This is a genomic window from Roseateles asaccharophilus (assembly GCF_004362405.1).
Classification (GTDB): domain Bacteria; phylum Pseudomonadota; class Gammaproteobacteria; order Burkholderiales; family Burkholderiaceae_C; genus Kinneretia; species Kinneretia asaccharophila.
Genome location: NZ_SNXE01000005.1, coordinates 162,630 through 181,755, shown reverse-complemented (window position 1 = coordinate 181,755; position 19,126 = coordinate 162,630). Strand labels below are relative to the sequence as shown.

The following is a 19,126-nucleotide window of genomic DNA, read 5'->3' as shown; positions in this document are numbered from 1 at the left end:
CAATTCAGCAAGCGCCGCGGTTCAACGCGCCACCACCCGCTCGGTCACGACCTTGGGGGTGAGGAAGATCAGCAGCTCGGTCTTGCTCGAGATGCGGGTCTTGTTCTTGAACAGATTGCCCAGCACCGGCACATTGCCAATCACCGGCACCATGGAAATATCGTCGCGTTCGGTCAGCGTGAAGATGCCGCCGATGACCACGGTGCCGCCGTTCTCCACCAGCACCTGCGTCTGCACATGCTTGGTGTTGATGGCATAGCCCTGCGGGGTCAGGGTACCGCGGCTGTCCTTGTTCACATCCACATTCAGGATCACATTGCCCTCGGGCGTGATCTGGGGCGTGACCTCGAGCTTGAGGTTGGCCTTGCGGAACTGGATGGAGGTGGCACCGCTGGCGGTGGCGACCTGATAGGGCAGCTCCTCGCCCTGCTCGATCAGGGCCTTGACCTGGTCGGCCGTCACCACGCGCGGGCTGGAGACGATCTTGCCCTTGCCATCGGCTTCAAGCGCGGACAGCTCCAGATTCAGGAAGCGGTTGGCCGTGGCACTGAACAGCGAGAGCGCAAAATTGGCGGCGTTCGCACCACCGAAGGCGTCCGAGGACACATTGGCTGGCAGATTGACGAAGTTGCTGTTGGCGAAGTTCTGCGCCACGCCCTGGTTGGTCTGCGCCCCCACAGCGCTCTGGTTGCCGCCAATGGTCACGTAGTTGTTGCCACCGAGGTTGTAGCCCGGAATGCCGCCCTGCAAACCGCGCAGATCCTGAGCACCCAGCTTGATGCCTAGCGCACGACCGAAGCGGTCATCGGCTTCGACGATGCGCGCCTCGATCAGCACCTGGCGCACCGGCACGTCGATCTTGGCGATCATGGCCATGATCTCCTCCAGCTTGGAGGGGATGTCGGTGACGAAGAGCTGGTTGGTACGGCTTTCGTAAATCAGGCTGCCACGCGGCGAGAGGATGCGCGAACTGTTCTGCCCGCCGCTGCCGCCACCCTGGCCGGACGACTGACCGGTCAGGCCCTTGGCCACTTCCTCGGCCCGGGTGTAGTTCAGCTGGATGGACTGGGTGCGCATGGGCTCCAGATTGGCGATCTGAGCCTTGGACTCCAGATCCAGCTTTTCCTTGGCAGCCAACTCGTCCTTGGGCGCAATCCAGAGCACATTGCCGGACTTCTTCAGGCCCAGGCCCTTGGCCTGCATGATGATGTCCAGGGCCTGGTCCCAGGGCACGTCCTTCAGGCGCAGCGTGACACTGCCCACGACGGAGTCACTGGTCACCACATTGAAGTTGGTGAAGTCGGCAATCACCTGCAGGAGGGCGCGCACCTCGATGTTCTGGAAGTTCAGGCTCAGCTTGTCGCCGGCGTAGCCCGGCCCCTGCGTGAGCTTGTTGGGGTCCACCTTCTGCGGCCGCACTTCCAGGACGAACTGGTTGTCACTCTGGTAGGCGCTGTGCTCCCAGTTGCCGCGCGGCTCCACCAGCATGCGCACGCGATCACCGTTCTGGGTGGTGGACACGCTTTGAACCGGGGTGCCGAAGTCGGCCACATCAAGCTTGCGGCGCAGGCGCTCGGGAAGCTGTGAACGCAGGAACTCCACCACCAGGTTCTTGCCCTGCTGCTGGATGTCCACACCGACCTGATTGCTGGGCAGGTTCACGATCACACGTCCGGCCCCATCATTGCCGCGGCGGAAATCGATGTCCTGCAAAGTCTGGGGCTGGGCGTTCAGGCTCTGCGCAAAGTGCAGCGGCTCTTGCGTCGCAGACGCGGCCGGGGCCGCAATGGCGGGCGCGGCATCCAGCACGATGACCAGCGCGTTGTCCTGCAACTCGGCGCGGTAGCCCGAAGGTTGACGCAGATTGAGCACCAGGCGCGTGCGCTCGCCCGCCTGGGCCACATTGGCCGAACGCAGATTGCCCTGGTTGATCTCGACCAGATTGCGCCCCAGCGCATTGCTGACGCCGGGCAGGTCCAGCGCAATGCGCGGCGGCGTCTGGACCGTGAAGCCACGCGGCAGCTCGGTCAGCGGCTGGGTCAGCTCGATGCGAACCACCTCCGCCCCCGCCTGCTGCACGGTGTTAATGGCGCGGATGGCGTTCTGCGCCAGCGCCTGCAAAGGCATCATGACGCACAGGCCAAGGGCCCATGCCAAGTTTCCCGCCTGACGGCGCCACTGACTCATGCTGAAGGTCTCCTGGAAATTCTTCATCAGTCCGTCTCCCGCAGCGTGAGCGTGTTGACACGTTCAACCCACTCGCCCGCCGCATCCTGGACGACTTCTCGCAAGCTCACTTCGGTCTCGGTGATCTGAGTCACACGACCAAAGTTCTCGCCCATATAGTCGCCTACCTTCACCTGATGCAAGAGGTCCACCACGCGCAGCAGGGCGTATCGGCGACCTTGGCGCGTGATGCTGCCCACCATGCGCATGCTGTCCAGCGGGTAGGCCTCAAGCGGCTCCCGCCGACGGGCGGTCTCAGCCTTCAGCAAGGCGCTCGTCTTGCCAGCATCCTGGCGTACGGCCACGCTGAGCTTCTCGGTGCTGAAGGGCTCGACCAAGGGCTCGGCGATGTAAGCCTCGGGGAGAAACTTGGTGGGGGGCACCAGGGGCTTGATGGAGGGCCGAACCTCGCGGCGCTGCTGCTCCATCCACTCCTGAAGCTCTCCCATCTCGGAAGAACAAGCCGTCAGCACTATGGGCAGGGCCAACAAGGCCAGACGTGCACGGCGGCTCATCATCGATCGCGCGCTCATGGCTTGGCCCCCTTGGCCTTGGCGGCCGCTCGCTTCTGTTCAGCCACTTCGGTGGGATCAAGATAGCGGTAGGTCCGGGCCGTGGCCTCCATGCTCAGATGGCCGCTGTCGGCATCGCGTCCCGTGGGCGCCACCACGCTCAGGTTGTGCAGGGTCACGATGCGCGAGAGATTGGACACATCGGCCGTGAACGCACCGACATCGTGGTAGCTGCCGGACACGCGCAGGGCAATCGGCAGCTCGGCGTAATAGTCCTTGACCACGATCTGGCCCGGCCTGAACAACTCGAACTGCAGACCGCGCCCCAGCCCGGCCTGGTTGATGTCCGACAGCAGGGCATCCATCTCGGCCTTGCCGGGCAGCTGCTTCTCGAGCTGGGTCACATATTCCTCGACCTGACTCTTCTGCTTGCGCAGCTCGGGCAGGTTGATGGCCTGAGCCAGCTTGTTGCGGAAATCTTCCTTTAGCGCCGGCTCGCGACCGCGCTCGGCGTCGAGGTTGGTCTGCACATCGGACAGCAGCAGGAACCAGCCCACCGCCACCACCGCCACCACCACGGCCGCAAAGGCGGCCAGACGAGGCAGCAAAGGCCATTGCCCCGGCTCGTTGGGATTGAGGCCGCGAAACTGATCGGCCGCGTCCTCGAACAAGGCGTTCAGGTCGATATTGATAGAGGGGAGTTTTTTGCTCGCCATGGCAGATCCGGATCAGGTCGGCTTCTTGGGCGCGCTCGCGGCGCCTTCGCGCGCCTCGGGCTGCTGCGCCTTGATCGAAACACGCATGGAAAATTCGAACAGCCGCTGCCGCACGCGGCTGTTGGTGCTCAGATTGGCCAGCTTGATCTCCACCAGCTCGGGCTTCTCCAGCCACTCGGAACTGTTGGCGGTATTGCGCAGAAGCTCCGAGACGCGCTCATTGGTTTGCGCGATGCCGGTGAGCGTGACCACCTTGTCAGCTTGACGGATGCTGGTCAGGTAGATGCCCTCGGGCGTATGGCGGGCAAGATCGTTGAGCAGATGCACGGGCGTGTTGCGATCGGTCTGAAGATCCTCAACCGCACGCTGGCGCGACTTCAGGGCTTCGATTTCCGAACGCAGATTGGCAATGTCCTTGATCTGCAGTTCCAGACGGGCAATCTCGGTGCCCAGATACTGGTTGCGCGCGATCTGCTCATCGGTGAGGTGAATCAGCAACATCCAGATCGCGCCCACGACGCCCGCACCCGCCAGGGCCGCCATGCCCATGCCGACAAAGAAGGCCTGCTTGCGGCGCTTGCGCTTTTCTTCCCGGTGGGGAAGCAGGTTGATCAGAATCACTGGAAGAACCTCCGCATCGCCAAACCGCAGGCGGTCAGGTAGGCGGGCGCCTCGCGGCGCAGCTTGGCCTCGCGCACCGCGGAGCCCAGGGCCATGTTCTCAAAAGGATTGGCCACCATGCAGGCAAAGCCCGTGAGCTCGGTCACGCGCTCCTTCAAGCCATTGAGCGTGGCCGTGCCGCCGGCCAGCATCACGTAATGCACCTTGTGGTGCGGGGTGCTGGTGAAGAAATACTGCAGAGCGCGCCCGATTTCCTGGGACAGGCTGTCCACAAAGGGATTCAGCACCGCGGTCTCGAAGTCCTCCGGCAGATCGCCGGACAGTTTCTTCTGCTCGGCCTCCTCGAAGGAGAAACCATACTGGCGCGAGATCAGCTGGGTCAGCTGGGAGCCGCCGAAGGCCTGATCGCGGTCGTACAGCATCTCGTCATCGCGCAGCACCTTGAGGCTGGTGGTGTCGGCACCAATCTCGAACAGGGCCACCAGCGCGTCCTTGCCCTCGCCGGGCAGGTTGGCGATCAGGCGGCCCATGGCCATGCGGGAGGCATGCGACTCGATGTCTAGCACCGCGGGACGCAGGCCGGCCGCTTCGGCCAAGCCCTGGCGATCCTGCACCTTGTCCTTGCGCGAGGCGGCAATCAGCACCTCGACATCACCGACCGAGGTCGGGCTCGGCCCGATGACGCAGAAGTCCAGACTCACCTCGTCCAGCGAGAAGGGGATGTACTGGTTGGCCTCGGCCTCGACCTGGATCTCCAGCTCTTCCTCGCGCAGCCCGGCGGGCAGCATGATCTTCTTGGTGATCACGGCGGACTGGGGCATGGCGAGCACGGCGTCGCGGGTGCGGGTGCCGCTGCGGGCCACCACACGACGCACCGCATCGGCCACCTCGTCGAACTTCTCAATCTGGCCGTCCGTGATCCAGCCACGCTCAAACGGCTCGGACGCGAAACGCTCCAGCACCATCTCGCCGCTGGCACTCTGGCTCAGCTCCACCAGCTTGACGCTGGACGAACTGATATCCAGGCCAATCATGGGCGGATGCTTGCGACCCAACAGCACGTCAAGAAATCCCATGACGCTTGTTCCCCCAAATCCGGCCCCAACACGCTTTAGGAGTGCCGATGACTATTAATAAGTTACTTGAATGCTAGCAGCAAAGCCCTTGACGGCCCGAGGCTTTCCCGCCACAGCAGGTAACACCACGTTGCGAACCATACACGCTGGGCGCGAATTGAAAGCCGGAAAAAACAGCCTGTTTGCCCGGACTTGAATCCTTGGCCCCCCGCCTGGTGACGTATTCACGCTCGGCACGAATCCGATGGTGGGCCTTCCTATAATCGCCGCCAGCCATCCGGAGGCCCATGAGCGACCCCAAGAAAAAGACCCCTCAGCGCGCTTCGTCTGAGTCTGAGCACCCCTCCCACACCGCCCACCCTGCCCTGAGCTTCCTGGGGCGAAGCCTGGCTTGGCTGCTGGGGCTGGCGGTCGCCGGTGCCACGGCGGTGCTGATCCTGGTCGGCCTGGGCCTGGCCATGGCCTACCCCAACCTCCCCGACATCCAGGGCCTGACCGACTATCGCCCCAAGCTGCCGCTGCGCGTGCTCTCGGCCGAGGGCACACTGCTGGGCGAGTTTGGCGAGGAGCGCCGCAACTACCTGCCGGTGCAGGAGATCCCCAAGGTCATGAAGGACGCGGTGCTGGCCATTGAGGATGCCCGCTTCTACCAGCATGGCGGCGTGGACTACCTGGGCGTGATCCGCGCCGGGCTGGCCAATGTCAGCGACTCCCGCAGCCAGGGCGCCTCCACCATCACCATGCAGGTCGCGCGCAATTTCTACCTGAGCAGTGAGAAGACCTTTGTACGCAAGATCTACGAGATCCTGCTGGCGCTGAAGATCGAGAACGCCCTGCCCAAGGACAAGATTCTGGAAATCTATATGAACCAGATCTTCCTGGGTCACCGCGCCTACGGCTTCGCAGCAGCCAGCGAGGTCTACTTCGGCAAGCAGCTCAAGGACATCAGCATCGCCGAGGCCGCCATGCTGGCCGGACTGCCCAAGGCCCCTTCCGCCTACAACCCCATCAGCAATCCGCGGCGGGCCACGGTGCGTCAGCGCCACATCATCGACCGCATGCTGGAAAACGGCTTCATCAGCGAGGAACAGCATCTGGAGGCCAAGGCCCAGAAGCTGCGCTACCGGCCGCAGATGAGCGAGAACACCACCCACGCGGAGTATGTGGCCGAACTCGCCCGCCAGATGATCTTCAACCAGTACGGCGAAGACACCTACAGCCGCGGCCTCAATGTCTACCTGACCGTACGTGCCGACGAGCAGATGAGCGCCTACCGCGCCCTGCGCCGCGGCATCATGGACTACGAGCGCCGCCAGGTCTATCGCGGCCCCGAGGCCTTTGTGGACCTGCCGGCCGACCCCGCCGACCTGGATGCGCGCGTGGCCGAGGCCCTGTCCGACCATCCTGCCAATGACGAATTGCTGCCCGCCGTGGTGCTCTCGGCCGAGCCCAAGAAGGTGGTGGCCGCGCTTCAGAACGGTGACAGCATCGAGATCACGGGCGAGGGCCTCAAGCCCGCCACCTCGGGCCTGAGCGACAAGGGTAACCCCAAGACCCGCATACGCCGGGGTGCGGTGATCCGCGTGCTGCAGACCGGGGGCAACAAGCCCTTCTGGACCATCACCCAGCTGCCCGAGGTCGAGGGGGCCTTTGTCTCGCTGGACCCGCGCAACGGCAATGTGCGCGCCATGGTGGGCGGCTTCGACTACGCCAAGAACAAGTTCAACCACGTGACCCAGGCCTGGCGTCAGCCCGGCTCAGCCTTCAAGCCCTTCATCTACTCGGCGGCGCTTGAAAAAGGCTTCACGCCCAGCACCGTGGTCAATGATGCCCCCTTGTTCTTCGATGCCAGCACCACGGGCAGCCAGCCCTGGGAGCCCAAGAACTACGACGGCACCTTCGACGGCCCCATGCCCCTGCGCAAGGCCCTGGCCAAGTCCAAGAACATGGTCTCGATCCGGGTGCTGCAGTCCACCGGCGTGCATTTCGCGCAGGACTGGGTGGGCCGCTTTGGCTTCGAGGCCGAGAAGCACCCGGCCTATCTGACCATGGCGCTCGGCGCCGGTTCCGTGACCCCCATGCTGATGGCCCAGGGCTACGCCGTCTTCGCCAACGGCGGTCACCTGCTGACACCCCGGCTGATTGCCAAGCTGACCGACGACAAAGGCCGACTGCTGTACGAGGCACCCGCGCTCAGCGCCGAGGACACCCCGCAGGTCATTGAGCCCCGTAACGCCTTCCTGATGAGCCAGCTGCTGCAGGAGGTCACGCGCAGCGGCACCGCGGCCCGCGCCCAATCCACGCTCAAGCGCCCGGACCTGTACGGCAAGACCGGCACCACCAACGACTCCATGGACGCCTGGTTTGCCGGCTACCAGCGCGAGGTGGTGGCCGTGGTCTGGATTGGCTACGACCAGCCGCGCAAGCTGGGCAGCCGGGAGACCGGCGGTGGCCTGTCCCTGCCGGTGTGGATCGAGTACATGAGCTACGCCCTGCGCAATGTGCCGGTGGCCGAGTACGCCGCGCCCGAGGGCGTGGTCCAGCTCAACGGCGAGTGGTACTACGACGAGTACGCGGGCAACGAGGGCGTGCGCAGCCTGAACAACGAGGCAAGCTTGCCCAAGGAAGCCAGCCCCGAGGAAAAGAAGAGCATCCTCGACCTCTTCAAGCGCTGATCGGCGATCAGCGCCACACGAAAAAGCCCCGCGGCGCGGGGCCATTTCTTGAGCCTATCGGCGCGCGCTCAGGCCGGTGTAAAGGCCAGCGGACGGCCCGCCTGCGCGCTGGCAGCCTCGGACAGCAGGGCCAGGAATTCACGCCCCTCGCGCTCCAGCCAGCGCCCCTGCACATGGCGGAAGTGGTAGCCGCCCTGACGCGCCGCCAACCACAGCTCCTGCAAGGGAGGCTGGGTGTTCAGCACGATCTTGCTGCCATTGGGGAAGGACAGCTCCAGCAGACCACCGCTGCGATGCGTGTCGATATCGATCACATCGGCCTCCAGCCAGGCATCGATCTGGGCCTCCACCCGCGCCAACAGGGCATGGGTCTGGGCGTGGTAGTCGGCATCGCTGAGCGGCGTGGCGGCAGGAGCGGTCATAAACTCGCGGGCATGAAGATGAACACAAAGAAGTCCGCAAGTGTAGGCCCGCGCGCTCAGCGCGCCCTAGCCCTGGCCCTGATGACCCTGGTGCCAGTGCTGCTGGCCGGCTGCGGCCAGAAAGGTCCGCTCAAGCTGCCCGCACCCGCCCAGCCGGCCAGCGCGGCCAGCCCGGCACCGCGCTAGGCGGCCACCGAGTCCGGGGCCGGACTCAGATCCGCCCTTCCTCGACCGCGTGGCAGGCCACGCGCACGCCCTTGAACTCGCTCAGCGCCGGCCGCTCGCTCTTGCAGCGGGCGTTGGCGTGCGGGCAGCGCGGGTGGAAGCTGCAGCCACTGGGCGGATTCAGGGGGTTGGGCACCTCACCCTGCACGGGAGTGCGGGCGCGGCCGGTCATGTGGATGTCGGGAATCGCATCCAGCAACATGCGCGTGTAGGGGTGGCGCGGCGCGCTGAAGAGCTGGGCCTTGTCGGCCACCTCGACCAGGCGCCCCAGATACATCACGCCCACCTGATCCGCCACATGGCGCACGACCGCCAGGTTGTGCGAGATGAAGAGGTAGGTCAGACCCTGCTGACGTTGCAGGTCCTTCATGATGTTGAGCACCTGGGCCTGCACCGACACGTCCAGGGCCGAGGTCGGCTCGTCGCAGACCAGGAACTCGGGCTGGGTGGCCAGGGCGCGGGCAATGGAGATGCGCTGGCGCTGGCCGCCGGAGAACTGGTGCGGGAACTTCTCGGCATCCACCGGCGACAGGCCCACCGAACGCAGCAACTCGCCCACGCGCTCACGCAGGGCCTCTGGCTTGCTGACCAGGCCGTGCTCTCGCAGCGGCTCGGCAATGATGTCCTGCACCTTCCAGCGCGGGTTCAGCGAGGCATAGGGATCCTGAAAGATCATCTGCATGCGCCGGCGCAAGGCCTGGCCCCCGGGACCGGCCAGGGTCTGGGCCGTGTCGGCGCCATCAAAGCGCACCTGCCCCTGTGTGGGCTTGTACAGGCCCACCAGCAGACGCGCCACGGTGCTCTTGCCACAGCCCGACTCACCCACCAGGGCCAGGGTCTTGCCCTTCTCGATGGAGAAGCTCACGCCGTCCACGGCATGGACAAAGGCCTTGGGCTTGCGTTCCACCACCCGGTTCAACCAGGGCGGCGAGACATCGAAGATCTTGGCCAGGTCCCGGACTTCGACCAAAGCGTTGCTCATACAGCGGCTTCCTTGTGGGCGGCTTGATGCAGCCAGCAGGCCGCGCGCGTGGCGGCCACCGGCATCAGTTCGGGGCGTTCGACGCGGCAGCGCTCAAACACCTTGGGGCAGCGCGGGTTGTAGGCGCAGCCGGTGGGGATGGCGTTGAGGCGCGGCATGGCGCCATCGATCTGCAACAGGCGCTCGCGATCCTCGTCCATGGCGGGGATGGAGCCCATCAGACCCACCGTGTACGGGTGCGCCGGCTTGTGGATCACATCGTGCACCGGGCCGATCTCGGCCACGCGACCCGCGTACATCACGGCCACGCGATCACAGGTCTCGGCGATCACGCCCATATCGTGGGTCACCAGCATCACGGCCGCTCCCTGCTCCTTGCACACGCGCTTGAGCAGGGAAATGATCTGCGCCTGGATGGAGACATCCAGCGCCGTGGTGGGCTCGTCCGCCACGATCAGCTTGGGCTCGGCCGCCAGGGCCAGGGCAATCACCACGCGCTGGCGCATGCCACCCGAGAACTGGTGCGGGTACTGGTCGATGCGCTGCTCGGCCGCCGGGATGCCGGTCTGCTTGAGCAGGTCGATGGCGCGGGTGCGCGCCTGGGCCTCGGTCAGCGGCAGATGGGTGGTGATGGTCTCGATCAGCTGACGCCCCACGGTATAGAGCGGGTTCAGCGAAGTCAGCGGGTCCTGGAACACGGCGCCGATCTGGCGGCCGCGGACCTTGCGCATCTCCTCGTAGGGCAGGTTGTCGATGCGGCGGCCCTCCAGCAGGATTTCCCCGCTGGCGATGCGCCCCGGAGGGTCGAGCAGGCCAATGATGGACGCGCCGGTGAGGGACTTGCCCGCGCCGGATTCACCCACCACGCCCAGGATCTCGCCCGGCGCGATGTCAAAGCTGATGTCGTCCAGGGCCAGCAGGGTGCCGCGCCGGGTCGGGAACTCGACACGCAGATTGCGGACTTGAAGAAGAGGTGCAGTCATGGCGTTAGTCAATCAGCGCAGACGGGGATTCAGGGCATCACGCAGCCAGTCGCCCAGCAGGTTCACCGACAGGGCGATCAGCACCAGCATCACGCCGGGCCAGATGGTGATCCACCACTCACCCGAGAACAGGAAGTCATTGCCCACGCGGATCAGGGTGCCCAGCGAGGGGCTGGTGGGGGGCACGCCCACGCCCAGGAAGGACAGGGTGGCCTCGGTGATGATGGCGGCCGCCACCTGGATGGTGGCCAGCACCAGCACCGGCCCCAGCACATTGGGCAGCACATGCTTGCGCATGATGCGCAGCGGGCTCACGCCGATCACGCGCGCGGCCTGCACATATTCCTTGTTGCGCTCCACCAGGGTGGAGCCGCGCACCGTGCGGGCGTACTGCACCCAGCCGGTCAGGGAGATAGCCAGGATCAGCACCGCAAAGGCCAGGGTGTCGTGCGCGTTGGGGAACATGGCCCGGCCCACACCGTCGATCAGCAGGGCGATCAGGATGGAGGGGAAGGACAGCATCACATCACAGACGCGCATGATGAAGGCATCCACCTTGCCGCCCACAAAGCCGGCCAGCAGGCCCAGGCCCACACCGATCAGCACCGACAAGGCCACCGATGCCAGGCCCACGAAGAGCGAGATGCGGGCGCCGTACATCAGGGCCGAGAGGATGTCTCGCCCCTGGTCATCGGTGCCCAGCAGGTACTTGGCCTTGCCCTCATCCATCCAGGCCGGGGGCAGGCGGGCATCCATCAGCTCCAGCGAGGCCAGATCGAAGGGGTTGTGCGGCGCCACGAACTCGGCAAAGAGCGCGCAGAAGATGCAGATGAAGGCGATCACCGCCGCGATGATGGCGGTGGGTGAATTGCAGAATGAGTGCCAGACATCGCCGTCAAAAAAGCGCTTGAGGGCGCTTGGCGCGGCACCGGCCGGGGCGGTAGAACTGCTCATGGATGGTTCACTCCGAAAGCGAAGAAGTCAGGGGCAGACCCTGCTCCACCAGGGCGGCGAACAGCGCGCCGCCCAGGGGCAGGATCTCGTCATTGAAGTCGTAGCGGGGGTTGTGCAGGCTGCAGGCACCGCTGCCATCGGCCGCGGCCTGGCCGATGCGCAGATAGGCGCCCGGCTTGACCTGCAGCATGAAGGAAAAGTCTTCCGAGCCCATGCTGGGCGGCAGATCGGTCTGCACCTGGGCTTCCCCGACAAGCGAGGCGGCCACCCGGGCCGCGAAGGCGGCCTCGGGCGCGCTGTTGATGGTGGCGGGGTACAGGCGCTTGTAGTTCACCGTGGCATGGCCGCCAAAGCCCAGGGCCAGGGACTCAACCAGGGCATTGAGCCGCTCCTCCAGCAGCTGCTGCACCTCGGGACGGAAGGTGCGCACCGTGCCGGTGAGCCGGGCCTCGCGCGGGATCACGCTGAAGGCGCCGGGGTCGCCCGCCTGCATGGCGCACAGGCTCACCACGGCCTGATCCAGGGGCGCCACATTGCGCGAGACCAGGCTCTGCACGGCGGTGATCACATGGCCGGCCATCAGCACCGGATCGACCGCCAGATGCGGATGAGCACCGTGACCGCCACGCCCCTGCAGCACGATCTCGACCTGGTCCGCGGCCGCCATCATGGCCCCGGCATTCAGGCCGATGCGCCCGGCCGGCATCAGCGGCCAGTTGTGCATGGCATAGACCGACTCGACCGGGAAGCGCTCGAAGAGCCCATCCTGGATCATCTCGCGGGCGCCGGCATAGCCCTCCTCACCGGGCTGGAAGATCAGCACGGCGCTGCCCTCGAAGCGGCGAGTCTCGGCCAGGTAGCGTGCGGCCGCCAGCAGCATGGTGGTGTGGCCATCGTGGCCACAGGCATGCATGAGACCGGGCGTGGCGGAGCGCCAGGGCACCTCGTTGTCTTCCTGGAGCGGCAATGCGTCCATATCGGCGCGCAGGCCGATCTGGCGACCGCCAGCCCCGCCGCGACCATGGATCACCGCCACCACGCCGGTACGGCCGATGCCGGTGTGGATCTCGTCCACCCCGCACAGGCGCAAGGCCTCCACGACGCGCGCCGCGGTGCGGGTCTCCTGAAAGCCCAGCTCAGGCATGGCGTGCAGTTCGCGCCGCAGCGCGGTCAGCTCACCGCGCAAGGCGAACAGGCGCCGATAGGCACCGTTCTCGCTCAGCGCCTGCATCTCAATGGCCTCCGGCCTTGCCCTCGATGCGCAGGCGCGGATCGACCGCGAAATACAGCATGTCGACCAGCAGATTGATGGTGACGAAGATGAAGGAGATGAGGCAGAGGTAGGCTGCCATCACCGGGATGTCGGCGAACTGCACGGCCTGGATGAAGAGCAGGCCCATGCCCGGCCACTGGAACACGGTCTCGGTGATGATGGCAAAGGCGATCAGCGAGCCCAGCTGCAGGCCGGTGATGGTGATCACCGGCACCAGGGTGTTCTTGAGCGCATGGCCGAAGTACACCGCCTGATTGCTCAGACCCCGGGCGCGGGCGAACTTGATGTAATCGGTGCGCAGCACCTCCAGCATCTCGGCGCGCACCAGACGCATGATCAGGGTCAGCTGGAAGACCGAGAGCGTGACGGCCGGCAGGATCAGGTGCTTGAGACCATCAAGGGTCAGCAGACCCGTGGTCCAGCTGCCCAGGGTGACCACGTCGCCGCGGCCGAAGCTGGGCATCCACTTGAGCGTCACGGCGAAGATCAGGATCAGCAGAATGCCGATCAGGAAAGTAGGCAGGGACACGCCCAGCAGGGATAGCGTCATCAGGAGCTGCGAGGAGAAGCGCCCTCGTCGCAAGGCCGCATAGACGCCCAGCGGTATGCCCACCCCCAGCGCAATCACGCCGGCCGCCATGGCCAGCTCCAGGGTGGCCGGGAAGCGCTCGGCAATCAGGGTGGAGACCTTGCGTCCCTGGCGCAGGCTCAGGCCGAACTCGCCCTGGACCGCATTGCCGATGAACTTGGCAAACTGAACCGGGAAGGGATCATCCAGACCCAGATCCTTGCGCAGCTGCTCGCGCTGCTCGGGCGTGGCGTCCTGACCCAGCAGATTGGTGACGGGATCACCCACATACTGGAACAGCATGAAGGCGATGAAAGCCACCGTGAGCATCACGACGATGGCCTGGGCAAGGCGTCTGAGAATGAAAACTAGCATGTCTTGTCGGTCAGCGATTGGGAGGAATGTGGGCCATCACCACGTTCCTTGAATGCACGATTCGGGCCAGCCGCCACAAGCCACGCCGCGCTCTGGCAGCGCATAACAGGCGCACAGCTCGGCAGCTGGTCATTACAGCAAGGCAGCCCCGGGGCGCATGCAGATCGATCCAAGCACCAAGGCAGTGCATGAATCGGCTGGGCGCCATCATGGAGAAGTCCGGCCACAGCGGCAAACGGGAAAGCCCTAAGAGCCTGGCGTCAAACGCACCGTCTCGCCGGCTGCCGGACGGCGCAGCCGCAGACTGCCGGGCAGCACCTCCCCCTGCGCCGAACGGAACACCACATCGCCGTAACAGGCGCTCTTGCGGGAGCGCGTATTGTCCGCATCCGTCATCAAGGCCGCGCCGATCAAGGCTCCGGGAGGCTCTCCGTAGGCCCGCTCGAAATCAGCGCGCACATCACGCTGAAAGTCCAGCCAGCGCCCTGGCGCCGGCCCGGAACCCACCACGATCTTGCGCACCCGGTCACTATGACTGCTGGTCACCACGGTTTCGGCGGCGGCGCCGCGACTGTCCCAGGCGTACATCAAGGTGGCATAGGGTGGCGCCTCACCGCTGATGGTTTCCATCAGCTCAAAAAGACTGCGAGTGCGCAGCGACAGGCGCCGCACATCGCCATCGAAGGCCAACACCAGTCGCGCGGGCGCATCGTCGCGCTCGGCCTGGGTCACCGTGGCCTCCGCCTGGGCGCTGAGCAACCACCAGGAGAACTCCAGGCCCGCCAGCGCCTCCGGTGCAATCGACAGACGCCGACGCCACAGGCTGGCCGACTGCTCCGCCTGGGCCAGCACACAGCTGCGCCCTCCCCGGCTGGCCAGGCCGTAAGAGGTACTGCGCTTGCCCGGCAGGCCGCGCGCCGACCAATCGGGCAGTTCCGCCGCAAGCGCCTGGGCCGCCGCTTCCAGCGAGGCTTCCTTGTGCGCACAGCCCGCCGCCGCCACGCTCAGGCCCAACATCAGCAGCAGGCGAGCCGGCCGCAGCCCGATTCCCTCAGACGATTGCAAAACCAAGTCCTCCAAAAGCAGCAAGGGCCGCACACGGCGGCCCTTAAGCAGGCTTGCTGAGCGCCACCTACACCGCGGACCTGCCGCCGTGTCGGGCGCGCACCTTCAATCAGAAGCGGTGACGCACACCCATGGCCACATTGTTGGAGTCTACGCCAGGCGCGCGGGTGAAGCCGCCCAGGAAGCCCGCCTGACCGGGCGCCGCCTGACCACCGGCCTTGTTGTCGAAATGGGTGAACACAAAGTTCAGGTCGGTGCGCTTGGACAGGGCGTAGGTGTACACAGCGCCATAAGAGTCGGTGTCGCCGTTGAAGCGCCCCTTGTCATTGAAGCTGTTGTAGGCCGTGTAGATGGTGTGCGGGCCGAACGTCATCTTGTAGCCAATGCTGAACAGCGTCGCGTCCTGCACGAAGGCCTGCTTGTAGTCGTTGACCAGGCTTGCCACATTGATCTGGCCGGCCAGCGCAGTGCCGATGCCGGGCGCGGCAGCGTTGATCTGCGCAGCCAGGCCGGGCACGATCTGGGTGCTCAGGGCGCCGCTCAGGCCACCCAGCAGTGCCGACAGGCCCGACGGATTCGGATCGGACACATCGTTGTAAAGGAAGCTCACCGTGCCCGGTCCAACCTTGGCCGAGGCGCCGAAGGTGATGGTGCGCAGCGCGCGCTGACCCAGCTCATTCTTCTTGGTGTTGACGCCCAGACCCACGCCGTAGGCATCGGTCTTATACATGGCCATGGCACCCACGAAGCGACCCTGGCTAGCCTCACCCTCACCGGCGGCCACCATCAGGCTGGCACTCAGGCCACCCTGCTGGATGCGGTACTGCAGGGCATTGTTCTGACGGATGTCGATCACCGCCGGAACGGCAGCCACCTGACCTGCGGCCAGGCTGGACTGCGTACCCATGGTGTCAAAGGTCGCATTCAGCTCATAGGCCGGGGTGTACTGGCGGCCGGCGAGAACCGCGCCCACGGGTGTGACCAGCCCCACATAGGCCTGACGGTCCCAGAAGCGGGCGTTGCCGATATTCACACCGAAGGAGGCCGCCGACAGGCGAGCGCCCAGGGTGTTGGTGGTGGTCTGCAGCGCCGAGGCCAGGCCGGCGCGTGCGGCGCCGATCAGCTGGGCCGCCACCGGAGCGGGCACCGTGCTGGGCAGAACGAAGTTGGTCGGTGTGAAGATGCCCGAGGCCTTGCCCCAGCGATCCGGCAGGAAGGTGTTGCCCGACACGGGGGCATTGCTATTGCTGCCGGTATCCAGCTCGGTGCGGTTTTCCAGCAGGAACAGGGCGCGGTAGCCGCCACCCAGATCCTCGTTGCCGCGCAGGCCGAAGCGCGAGCCGTCCATGATGCCGCTGACCACCTGCTTGCGCGCGCCGCCGGCGATACCGGTGGTGTAGCTCACACCGCCGTCCAGGATGCCGTAAACGGTTACCGAGGACTGGGCCCAGCTCGCGGTACTTGCGGCGGCCAGCGCCAGAATCAATGCAGTCTTCTTCACGGGTTTGTCTCCTTGGCTTCTTGTCCGGGCGCACCCAAGACATTTTCATGACGTATCAGCTAGGGTGAATTGTCTCGTCAAGGGCTACGCCCCGCCTCGGCAATGTTGCTCGAGACCTACAAGCACAAACCCTGTCGCTGCCGCGACAGACAAAAGGAGCAGGCATGAAAAAAGCCGCCCGAGGGCGGCTTTCGCTGATGAGGAACCCGCTTGCGCGGGTCGAACATCAGAAGGTGTGGCGAACGCCCACTTCCACGCCGCCGTTGTCTTGGCCGGCACGGATCACCCAAGCGGAGGGACCAGCAACCTTGACAGCCGAGGTGGTGCCGTTGTCGTTGGTCACGCGAGCCACCGAGCCGTACAGGGCGGTGCGCTTGGACAGGTCGTAGACATAACCCACGGCCAGCTGGGTGGCCAGGCTGGACTGAGCGTAAGAAGCGCGGATGGTGCCGTTACCCAGGGGGGCGGTAGCGCCGACCAGGCCGATGTTCTGCTTACGAGCGCCAAACTTGTTGGTCTGGTAGAAGCCCATCAGCTTGACAACCTTCAGATCGTACGAAGCGCCGAAGGTGGTGCGCTTGTAGTCGGTGTTGGAGGTGTCGGGATCGCTGTTGGCGAAGGCAAAGCTCACGTTCACCGGACCTTGGGCATAGCCCAGGCGGAAGCCCATGAACTTGTTGTTCGCGGCCGGGGAGGTCTGGCCTTCACCAGCGGAGATTTCGGCCGAGCCGTAGAAACCACCCAGGTTCGAGGGCAGGAAGTAGCCCACGATATTGTCAGCGCGCACGGTGCTGGTAACGCCGCTGCCCAGGGTGTCGGTCAGCTTGTTCGAGTCGCCCACACCGTTGGTGCCGAAGGGATCGAAGTCGGCAAAGCCGGTGAACTGGTTGGTCAGATAGCGACCCAGACGCACTTCACCGAAGTCACCCATCAGGCTGACCGAAGCGCGACGATGCCAGAAGCGCGACGAGTTGGTGGTGCCATCATCGGGGTTGATGGCCGACTCCAGCCAGAAACCGGCCTTCAGACCGCCGCCCAGGTCTTCCACGCCACGCAGGCCCCAACGGCTGCTGTAGATGCCGTCCGTGCCCATGGTCTTCAAGGTCTTGCCGCCGCCCTTGTTGTAGCGGGCATTCAGGTCCACGCCGCCGAACAGCGTCACCGAGGACTGAGCCGCCGCAACGCCCGCCATGGAGCTGAGCACGGCCAGCACAATCATGGATTTCTTCATTCGATTCTCCTTGGTTGAGTAAGAGGCCCCGATCCAGGAAGCCTTGTGGTGGGGGCTGATCGGGCCAACCTCCTGAGCGGAAGTTGCCGTATTGCACCAGAGCGGATCACACCTGAACAGGGTCGGGCCAGGAAAAAGCAGTGACTTCGTTGTCCTCGCGCAACGCAACGGATTCTCATCAATTCTTCATGAATTGCGAGGAAATTCAGGGGGCAAATCGGCTGCCATAGGCCCCCATAAGGCAGTTCCCCAAGCCCTACACTGGCGGCATGAATGATCAATCTCGCCTCAGCGGGCCCGATCGGCTCCTGGCCAGCCTGGATCAGGGTCTGCGCACCGTGTTTGCCCATCAGGCGGCCGCCCGACCCGCGCCGAAACCCGAACAGGAGCCAGGAGCGCCCCTGGATGCAGCGGAGCGCCGCTACGCCGCATCATTGATGCGCGTCAATCATGTGGGCGAGGTCTGTGCCCAGGCGCTCTACCAATCGCAGGCCCTCTTCAGTCGCAACCCAGCCCTGCAAGACCAGCTGCGTCAGGCCGCCCAGGAAGAGACCGACCATCTCGCCTGGACCCGCGAGCGCCTCGAACAACTCGGCAGCCGCCCCAGCTATCTGGGCCCGCTTTGGTGGGCCGGTGCCTTTGCCTTCGGCAGCCTGGCGGGACTGGCCGGCGACCGGCGCAGCCTGGGCTTTGTGGTGGAGACCGAGCGTCAGGTGGAAGCCCATCTGGCCGGGCATCTGGAAAAGCTGCCGGCCAATGACACCGTCTCACGCGCCATCGTGGCCCAGATGAAGGCGGACGAGGCCCGGCATGCCGACGAGGCCCTGGCAGCCGGCGCCCAGGAGCTCCCCGCGCCCGTCAAAGGCCTGATGCGCCTGGCGGCCAAGGTCATGACGGTGACCGCCCACCGCATCTGAGCCCGCCGCTTCAGACCTCGACGATTTCGACCGAGGTCGTGATCTCGGCGGTCTTGGCCAGCATGATGCTGGCCGAACAGTACTTCTCGTGCGAGAGCGCCACGGCGCGCTCCACCGCCGCCGCATTCAAGCCCCGGCCACTGACCACAAAGTGCATGTGGATCGCGGTGAACACCTTGGGCTCGGTCTGCGCGCGTTCCGCCCTGAGTTTGACCTGGCAGCCACGCACATCATGGCGGCCGCGCTTGAGAATCAGGACCACGTCATACGCCGTGCAGCCCCCGGTTCCGGCCAGCACCGTTTCCATGGGTCGCGGCGCCAGATTGCGTCCGCCACCATCCGGAGCGCCGTCCATATTGAGCAGATGGCCACTGCCGGTTTCGGCCACAAAGGCCATGCCATCGGCCCCCATCCAGTTGATCGTGCACTCCATCCCTCGTCCTTTGCGGTCAGGGCCAAACCCCGGGCCGGGGACTGGCGTGAATTGATACCTCGCCTGCAAAACATTTTTTTGCAGCGCAGCATGCCTTGCCATTAGAATTCTACGCAGGCAGAGAAATCAGCCCTTGTTCAAAGGTGGATGCGCGCAGAACAAGGTAGTTACCAAAATGATGCAGTATTTTCCGCACTGCACCAATTGAGAACACCAAGAACCATTCGCGTGCCATCACCACGGCGCTGAGCTTTGCACAGATTGTCTCCTCCACCGCCTCCATGGTGGATTTAGCCCGAGTTCGCAAGAACTCGGGCTTTTTTTTCGCGCCGGCCCCGCACGGCGCGGAAATGTCCACGATCACCCACGGG

General features: G+C 65.1%; 19 protein-coding genes. 3 read left to right on the top strand and 16 right to left on the bottom strand.

Features of this window, described 5'->3' with window-relative positions:
- Nucleotides 1–21 precede the first annotated feature (21 nt).
- From DFR39_RS12700 to DFR39_RS12680, 5 genes are read right to left on the bottom strand one after another with little or no spacing between them, the layout of a single operon-like run.
- A complete protein-coding gene (locus tag DFR39_RS12700; RefSeq protein WP_133603946.1) occupies nucleotides 22–2,214 on the bottom strand; it encodes a type IV pilus secretin PilQ in 2,193 nt (730 codons plus the stop codon).
- Nucleotides 2,214–2,759: a pilus assembly protein PilP gene (locus DFR39_RS12695; protein ID WP_133603945.1), complete on the bottom strand. Its 546-nt coding sequence runs from the start codon at nucleotides 2,757–2,759 to the stop codon at nucleotides 2,214–2,216. The genes DFR39_RS12700 and DFR39_RS12695 overlap by 1 nt, the downstream gene beginning before the upstream one ends.
- A complete protein-coding gene (locus DFR39_RS12690) occupies nucleotides 2,756–3,454 on the bottom strand; it encodes a type IV pilus inner membrane component PilO (RefSeq protein WP_133603944.1) in 699 nt (232 codons plus the stop codon). Before DFR39_RS12690 ends, DFR39_RS12695 begins: the two co-directional genes overlap by 4 nt.
- Before the next feature lie 12 nt (nucleotides 3,455–3,466).
- Nucleotides 3,467–4,075: a PilN domain-containing protein gene (locus DFR39_RS12685; protein WP_133603943.1), complete on the bottom strand. Its 609-nt coding sequence runs from the start codon at nucleotides 4,073–4,075 to the stop codon at nucleotides 3,467–3,469.
- Nucleotides 4,072–5,151, bottom strand: a complete 1,080-nt coding sequence (locus DFR39_RS12680) for a pilus assembly protein PilM (RefSeq protein WP_133603942.1) — start codon at nucleotides 5,149–5,151, stop codon at nucleotides 4,072–4,074. Before DFR39_RS12680 ends, DFR39_RS12685 begins: the two co-directional genes overlap by 4 nt.
- A 287-nt stretch (nucleotides 5,152–5,438) precedes the next feature.
- Between DFR39_RS12680 and DFR39_RS12675 the strand changes: the two genes are divergently transcribed.
- Entirely contained in the window at nucleotides 5,439–7,826 is a 2,388-nt protein-coding gene (locus DFR39_RS12675) for a penicillin-binding protein 1A (protein WP_133603941.1), read from the top strand.
- Nucleotides 7,827–7,894: 68 nt separating this feature from the next.
- On the opposite strand, the gene cyaY is transcribed toward DFR39_RS12675, so the two are convergent.
- Nucleotides 7,895–8,248, bottom strand: a complete 354-nt coding sequence (gene cyaY / locus DFR39_RS12670) for an iron donor protein CyaY (protein ID WP_133603940.1) — start codon at nucleotides 8,246–8,248, stop codon at nucleotides 7,895–7,897.
- 12 nt (nucleotides 8,249–8,260) lie between these two features.
- Here cyaY and lptM point away from each other — a divergent pair, with 12 nt between their 5' ends.
- Entirely contained in the window at nucleotides 8,261–8,434 is a 174-nt protein-coding gene (gene lptM, locus DFR39_RS20195) for an LPS translocon maturation chaperone LptM (protein WP_162849506.1), read from the top strand.
- Nucleotides 8,435–8,459: 25 nt separating this feature from the next.
- Here the strand turns inward: lptM and DFR39_RS12665 are convergent, their stop codons facing one another.
- From DFR39_RS12665 to DFR39_RS12630, 8 genes are all read right to left on the bottom strand, one after another.
- Nucleotides 8,460–9,455, bottom strand: a complete 996-nt coding sequence (locus tag DFR39_RS12665) for an ABC transporter ATP-binding protein (RefSeq protein ID WP_133603939.1) — start codon at nucleotides 9,453–9,455, stop codon at nucleotides 8,460–8,462.
- A complete protein-coding gene (locus DFR39_RS12660) occupies nucleotides 9,452–10,438 on the bottom strand; it encodes an ABC transporter ATP-binding protein (RefSeq protein WP_133603938.1) in 987 nt (328 codons plus the stop codon). The genes DFR39_RS12665 and DFR39_RS12660 overlap by 4 nt, the downstream gene beginning before the upstream one ends.
- Nucleotides 10,439–10,450: 12 nt before the next feature.
- The gene (locus tag DFR39_RS12655) at nucleotides 10,451–11,392 is read right to left on the bottom strand and encodes an ABC transporter permease (RefSeq protein WP_133603937.1); all 942 of its coding nucleotides are present in this window, start codon (nucleotides 11,390–11,392) and stop codon (nucleotides 10,451–10,453) included.
- A 7-nt stretch (nucleotides 11,393–11,399) separates the two neighbouring features.
- The gene (locus tag DFR39_RS12650) at nucleotides 11,400–12,623 is read right to left on the bottom strand and encodes a M20 aminoacylase family protein (RefSeq protein ID WP_133603936.1); all 1,224 of its coding nucleotides are present in this window, start codon (nucleotides 12,621–12,623) and stop codon (nucleotides 11,400–11,402) included.
- Between the two features lies 1 nt (nucleotide 12,624).
- Nucleotides 12,625–13,608 (bottom strand): ABC transporter permease, encoded by a 984-nt coding sequence (locus DFR39_RS12645; RefSeq protein ID WP_133603935.1) that lies wholly within the window; start codon nucleotides 13,606–13,608, stop codon nucleotides 12,625–12,627.
- A 246-nt stretch (nucleotides 13,609–13,854) separates the two neighbouring features.
- Entirely contained in the window at nucleotides 13,855–14,625 is a 771-nt protein-coding gene (locus DFR39_RS12640) for a DUF3047 domain-containing protein (protein WP_133603934.1), read from the bottom strand.
- A gap of 157 nt (nucleotides 14,626–14,782) precedes the next feature.
- Complete coding sequence (locus DFR39_RS12635) at nucleotides 14,783–16,174, bottom strand: porin (RefSeq protein ID WP_133603933.1); 1,392 nt, start codon at nucleotides 16,172–16,174, stop codon at nucleotides 14,783–14,785.
- A gap of 226 nt (nucleotides 16,175–16,400) precedes the next feature.
- Nucleotides 16,401–17,405, bottom strand: coding sequence for a porin (locus DFR39_RS12630; RefSeq protein WP_133603932.1), 1,005 nt, complete (start codon nucleotides 17,403–17,405; stop codon nucleotides 16,401–16,403).
- Between the two features lie 269 nt (nucleotides 17,406–17,674).
- Here DFR39_RS12630 and coq7 point away from each other — a divergent pair, with 269 nt between their 5' ends.
- On the top strand, nucleotides 17,675–18,322 hold the full coding sequence (gene coq7, locus DFR39_RS12625; RefSeq protein ID WP_133603931.1) for a 2-polyprenyl-3-methyl-6-methoxy-1,4-benzoquinone monooxygenase: 648 nt from the start codon (nucleotides 17,675–17,677) through the stop codon (nucleotides 18,320–18,322).
- A gap of 10 nt (nucleotides 18,323–18,332) precedes the next feature.
- Here coq7 and DFR39_RS12620 read toward each other — a convergent pair whose 3' ends face one another.
- Together DFR39_RS12620 and DFR39_RS12615 are read right to left on the bottom strand one after the other, a co-directional pair.
- Nucleotides 18,333–18,755, bottom strand: coding sequence for an OsmC family protein (locus DFR39_RS12620; protein ID WP_133603930.1), 423 nt, complete (start codon nucleotides 18,753–18,755; stop codon nucleotides 18,333–18,335).
- A gap of 109 nt (nucleotides 18,756–18,864) precedes the next feature.
- Nucleotides 18,865–19,119, bottom strand: coding sequence for a hypothetical protein (locus tag DFR39_RS12615; RefSeq protein ID WP_133603929.1), 255 nt, complete (start codon nucleotides 19,117–19,119; stop codon nucleotides 18,865–18,867).
- Nucleotides 19,120–19,126: the final 7 nt, after the last annotated feature.